Below are 2,043 nucleotides of genomic sequence, written 5' to 3' on the forward strand. Positions count from 1 at the left end.
TTCCAGAGGTAGTCCCCGCTCTTGACGTAGGTCTCCGCCGTGGGCAGGTCGGGCTTCTCCACGAAGGCCTCCGCCTCGAACCAGGCGCCGTGGGCCGCCCCCTTCCGGATGTAGCCGAACCCCGTCTCCGGGTGGCTGGGGACGACCCCCAGCGTCGCCATGAACCCCTCCCGTGCCGCCTGCACCGCCAGCTCGAGGGCGCGGGAGAAGGCGGCGGGCTCCTGCACGATGTGGTCGCTGGGCGCGACGATCACCACGTCCTCATCCCCGGCCCCCGCCTCCCGCAGCGCTTCGATCCCCAGGAGGACGGCCGGCGCCGTTCCGCGGGCCATGGGCTCCTGCACGATGAAGTCCGGCGTCAGGGGGACGACCTCGCGCGCCTGGTGCGCCACCAGGGCCTCCCACTGAGCGCCCGTCACGGCGCGCATCCGATTGATGGGGACGACGTTCAGCATCCGCCTCAGGGTGTCCTGCAGGAGCGTTCCGGGGCCGCAGAGGGCCAGAAACTGCTTCGGCAGGTCCTCGCGGGAGCGCGGCCAGAGGCGCGTGCCGCTCCCCCCCGTGAGGATGATTCCGTATGATTGGGACATTGTCTTCACCTGTCCTCGCCTTTCGTTGTCGTGCGGCGCCCTTCTCTTCCAAAAGGGTCCAAAGGGGCGGTCCACAGGAAACAGGATAGAGAAAAGGCGGAAAAAAGTAAAGCCGCGGCCGCCCGTTTTTCGATCTTTTCGGAAAACTCCCCGCCGGTCGCCCCTTGCGCGCCGCTTCAGAGGCCGCTATAAATATAATAAAGTAGATCATCGTTTCGAGGGGGCGGTTTCGAGTGTTTCGATTCGAGTGCGATTATCAGGAGGGATGCCATCCGCGCATCCTGGCGCGAATGACGGAGACGAACCTGGAGCAGACCTCGGGCTATGGCGCGGACCCTCATTGCCAGCGCGCAATGGCGCTGATTCAGAAGGCTGTGGGCGTCCCGGACGCGGAGGTCCATTTCCTCGTGGGCGGGACCCAGACGAACACGACGGTCATCAAGGCGCTCCTCAGACCGTGTCAGGGGGTCCTCTGCGTCGAGAGCGGGCACATCAACGTCCACGAGGCGGGCGCCATCGAGAGCACGGGGCACAAGGTGCTTTCGCTCCAGGGCAAGTGTGGCCTCCTGGACGCGGGGACCGTCCGGCAGTACCTGAAGGACTTCTACGACGACGAGACGCGTGAGCACAGGGTTCAGCCCGGCATGGTGTACGTCTCCCACCCGTCGGAGTACGGCACGCTCTACACCAGGGAGCAGCTCGAGGAATTGCGCGCGGTGTGTACGGACTACGGCCTGCCGCTCTTCCTGGACGGCGCCCGTCTGGGCTACGGCGTGACGGCCCAGGGGACGGACGTCACGATTCAGGACGTCGCACGCCTGTGCGACGTCTTCTACATCGGCGGGACGAAGGTGGGGGCGCTCTTCGGCGAGGCGGTGGTGCGGTCGCGTCCGGGCCGCCTGAAGGACTTCCGCACGCTCGTCAAGCAGCAGGGCGGCATGTTGGCCAAGGGCAGGCTCCTGGGCATCCAGTTCGAGACGCTCTTTGAGGACGGCCTCTACTTCGAGATCGCCCGGCACGCCAACGAGCAGGCCATGCGCATCCGTGCCGCCTTTTTGGAGAGGGGCTTCCCCCTGTTCATCGACTCCCCAACGAACCAGCAGTTCCCCATCCTGACGGAGCGTCAGATCGAGCGTTTGAAGGGGGAGTTCTCCTTCGAGCGGTGGCAGCGGATGGACGAGGACAGAAGTGCGGTGCGCTTCTGCACCAGCTGGGCCACGACGCCGGAGAGCGTGGATGCGTTGACGGCGAGGGTCAGGAGCCTTTAGGCGGATGCGCGAAGGGTTTTTAAGGGAAAACGCAAAATTCACAATAGGGGGCTTTACAAGAGGGATTTTTTGGTGTAATATATCCGAGCTCTGAGTGAGCGATCCGGTTTTGAAATGGGTTTTGCACCTTGACAACGGAATTACGGGTGAGATATTGAGGTGAAGCGAGGGCTGAGGGGTGACCT

At 64.3% G+C, this 2,043-nt stretch carries 2 protein-coding genes; one reads left to right on the forward strand and one right to left on the reverse strand.

Features of this window, described 5'->3' with window-relative positions; all coding sequences use genetic code 11:
• Positions 1-590 (reverse strand): sugar phosphate nucleotidyltransferase (locus tag SY1_RS08620; protein WP_208873463.1); only part of this gene is annotated, 590 nt, incomplete at its 3' end.
• A 233-nt stretch (positions 591-823) separates the two neighbouring features.
• On the opposite strand from SY1_RS08620, the gene SY1_RS08625 reads away from it, so the two are divergent.
• Positions 824-1,858, forward strand: a complete 1,035-nt coding sequence (locus SY1_RS08625; RefSeq protein ID WP_208873465.1) for a threonine aldolase family protein — start codon at positions 824-826, stop codon at positions 1,856-1,858.
• Positions 1,859-2,043 lie beyond the last annotated feature (185 nt).

This window comes from Fretibacterium fastidiosum (genome assembly GCF_000210715.1).
Classification (GTDB): Bacteria; Synergistota; Synergistia; order Synergistales; family Aminobacteriaceae; genus Fretibacterium; species Fretibacterium fastidiosum.